This is a genomic window from Halorhodospira halophila (genome assembly GCF_016653405.1).
GTDB classification, from domain to species: domain Bacteria; phylum Pseudomonadota; class Gammaproteobacteria; order Nitrococcales; family Halorhodospiraceae; genus Halorhodospira; species Halorhodospira halophila_A.
In genome coordinates, this window is the sequence record NZ_NHSN01000038.1 from 1 (window position 1) to 3,014 (window position 3,014).

Consider the following 3,014-nt stretch of genomic DNA (forward strand, 5'->3'; position numbering starts at 1 on the left):
GGGCGGGGCCGGGATGGGGCGTTCCGGCCGCCCGGAGCGGATGGAGGCGGCCACGCCGGAGGCGTATCAGGGCATGATGCACCACCAGCACGAGGCCTTTCAGGAGATCGCCCGCGACGCCCGCGAGGTGGCCGATCCGGCCCACACCCAGCGGCAGCTGACCGAGCTCCAGGACAACTGCGTGGCCTGCCACAGCGCCTATCGCTTTGAGTGACGCTGATCGGAGCCGGGTGACCAGGTGGTGGAGGCGATCAGCGTGCGCCCGAGCAGGCGCAGGTCGCTGCTCCAGCGCCGCTGCCCGCGGTAGGCGCGGTAGAGGCGGATTTTCTCCGGCAGGATGACTTCCCGGTAGAGGCGCTCCGGGTCTTCGGCGCGGGCGAGTTGTTGCTCCTCGTCGGCGAAGGCGATGGAAGCCGGGCCGGTGATCCCGGGGCGATCCTCCAGCACCTCGTGCTGCCCGGCAGTATAGAGCGCAACGTATTCGGGCACCTCCGGGCGGGGCCCGATCAGGCTCATCTCGCCGCGCAGGACGTGCACCAGCTGCGGCAGTTCATCGAGCTTGTAACGGCGCAACAGGCGGCCGAAACGAGTAACCCGTGCATCCCCCGCGCGCGTGATCGCGGGGCCGTGGTGCTCGGCATCCGCGGTCATGGTCCGCAGTTTCCACATCCAGAAGGGATCCCCGTGCCTGCCGATGCGCTGCTGCCGATAGAGCACCGGCCCCGGGGAGTCCAGGCGGATCGCTGCGGCGAGGATCAGCAAAAGCGGCAGCAGCAGGAGCAGCGCCACGGCCGAGAGGGTGCATTCGAACAGCTTCGGTACGATCCGAGGCGCATGCTGGCTGTCTGTGGTCGCCTTGAACCGCCGCCACTGCCGCCATACTGCATCGGCCTAGCGCGTCCAGTTGCGGGCCCGATGCGTCCGCAGATCCGCCGCAAGGCGGGTGGGAACGGCGTTTTGTGTGTTTCTCTAAAACGACGCGGGCAATAACCATCGGCGACGTGCTCCCACTGCCGTGCAGTCTCCTTTTCATTAAGGGCGCATTAATTCCTTTCGGGGATATTTAGCAGACGATAGTGGGATCAAAGCACAAAATTGGTTCGCCGAGGCGTAGTCACTGTTCCGATTCAAGGTTCTCTTTCATCGGCGCTATCGTCTCCAGCCCGGAGGAGGTTCCGCCCATGTAGCAGACAGTATGTCGACGAGAGTGCCTGAGAGCGGAGCAGACCCGATGCTCCGGCGCTACCGAGGCCAGCCGTGGCGATTTACGGTACCGGCAGTAACCGGTGCGCTGTTGGCCGAGGCCCTCCGGGCGGGGCGGCGGCTGCGTCCGGTGGCGTTTATCGATGAGGACCCCGGCCGGACCCGGGCGCGGATCGACCGGCTGCCGGTCTACCCGGTCCAGCACCTGGGGCGGGCGCTCTCCCGGCACTGGATCGACCGGGTGGTCCTCGCCCTGCCGTCGGCGCCGGACGTCCATCGTCGGCGGATCGTCGATCAGCTGCAGGCCTGTGGCGTGCGGATCGACACCGTGCCGGCCATCGATGAGCTCCTGGCCGGCCGCCGGTGCCTGACCCAGCTGGAGCCGGCCACTCGCCACGCCGGGGTCGGGGCGATCGCCTGCCCGGAGCGGCTGCGCGCTGACCTGGATGGCGCCCACGTGGCGGTCACCGGCGCCGGGGAAAAGCGCTGCGGGCCTAGGAGCCCGCGCAGCCCTGCGAGGCGCTGGACGCGGGGCGTGCGCGCACTCGGCCAGGCCGTGCGCGACCGGGATGCCCGGCGCGCCTGGCGGCTGCTGGCGGAGCTGGTGCCGGAGTACGAGCCCGTCGGCCGGGGGAAGGGGGCGGTGCGCCCGTTGCGAGCCCTCGAGCAGGTGTCCTGAGGCGGGCCGATACGAGGGAGGCGGAGATGCTGGTACTGGAGCGACGGGCGGGGCAGCGGGTGCGCATTGGCGACGATGTTGAGCTGGAGGTGATCGAGTGTGGCCGCGGGCGGGTGCGCGTCGCCATCCGTGCGCCGAAGTCGGTGGCCATTCGCCGGGAAGAGCTGGTCAAGGAGGCGCCGCCGGCGCCGCGCCGGCGGGGAGGGCGAGAGCAGTGACCGATGAACAGGAACGTAGAGGGGTGCTCAACGGGTTCTCGAATGCCCAGGGGTTCGAGGTGTTCGACAGGGAGCTGCTTGCCCGGGCGCATGAGGCCAATGAGCAGATGAACGCCTTCAGCGGCGAGCTTGACCGCGACGAGCGGGCCTGCCGGCACGCCCGGCAGGCCGCACGTGTGGCTGAGCACCTGCAGCGCCGGGTGATGGCCACCGCCTCCTGGGTGAGCCTCGATCCGCACGGCAAGCGCACGGAGGGGTTGCACGATCTGGCGTGTACGCTCCACGCGGATCAACTGCTCGCCCTGGAGTGGCGCGAAGGGATCGTCCGGGGTGAGTCGGGCTTGAGCGAGGCGGAACGGCGCGCCCAAGTTCGTCAGTTCATTCGGTGAATCTGGGCGATTTTTGACAGCAGCCCATTGATTTCCCAACGATCAGCACGCCGTCAGGCCTGAGAAGCTGTTGTGGCACGCGTGATAGCGCAGAATTATTTGCGGAATGACCAGAACCGCCCTATAGTCGTGTCATGTACACGCGCATCAGCCGATCCGGTGGCCGGCAGTACCTGCAGCTCGTCGAGGGATACCGCGACGAGCAGGGCAAGGTGAAGCAACGGATCGTCGCCAATCTTGGCCGCCTCGACCAACTCTCGGAGAAGAGTCTCGATCCCCTGATCCGCGGGCTGCAGCGCGCCATCGGCCGCCCGGAGTCCGTCCCGGACGAGCCAGAGTTCGAGACCGCTCGGGCCTTTGGCGATCTTTGGGCCCTGCACCAGCTCTGGCACGAACTCGGACTCGATGACGCGATTCGAAAGGCCCTTCGCTCATCGCGGCGCAGCTTTGATGCCGAGGCGCTGGTGCGGGCGATGGTGTTCAATCGGCTCAGCGCGCCGTCGAGCAAACTGAGCATGCTCGACT

4 protein-coding genes and 2 pseudogenes are annotated in these 3,014 nt (G+C 67.9%); 5 read left to right on the forward strand and 1 reads right to left on the reverse strand.

All coding sequences use genetic code 11. The annotated features are described in order from the left end of the window. Nucleotides 1–214, forward strand: a pseudogene (locus tag CCR79_RS12850) (cytochrome c); the annotation flags it as partial. Here CCR79_RS12850 and CCR79_RS12855 read toward each other — a convergent pair. Then, entirely contained in the window at nucleotides 199–825 is a 627-nt protein-coding gene (locus CCR79_RS12855) for a sugar transferase (protein WP_201173710.1), read from the reverse strand. The pseudogene CCR79_RS12850 and the gene CCR79_RS12855 sit on opposite strands and share 16 nt — an antisense overlap. 406 nt (nucleotides 826–1,231) lie before the next feature. On the opposite strand from CCR79_RS12855, the gene CCR79_RS12860 reads away from it, so the two are divergent. The 4 genes and pseudogenes from CCR79_RS12860 to CCR79_RS12875 form a co-directional block, all read left to right on the forward strand. After that, on the forward strand, nucleotides 1,232–1,882 hold the full coding sequence (locus CCR79_RS12860) for a nucleoside-diphosphate sugar epimerase/dehydratase (protein WP_201173690.1): 651 nt from the start codon (nucleotides 1,232–1,234) through the stop codon (nucleotides 1,880–1,882). Nucleotides 1,883–1,908: 26 nt separating this feature from the next. After that, a complete protein-coding gene (locus CCR79_RS12865; RefSeq protein ID WP_201173706.1) occupies nucleotides 1,909–2,100 on the forward strand; it encodes a carbon storage regulator in 192 nt (63 codons plus the stop codon). Continuing rightward, complete coding sequence (locus CCR79_RS12870; RefSeq protein WP_201173708.1) at nucleotides 2,097–2,489, forward strand: hypothetical protein; 393 nt, start codon at nucleotides 2,097–2,099, stop codon at nucleotides 2,487–2,489. Before CCR79_RS12865 ends, CCR79_RS12870 begins: the two co-directional genes overlap by 4 nt. Nucleotides 2,490–2,623: 134 nt before the next feature. Then, nucleotides 2,624–3,014, forward strand: a pseudogene (locus CCR79_RS12875) (IS1634 family transposase); the annotation flags it as partial.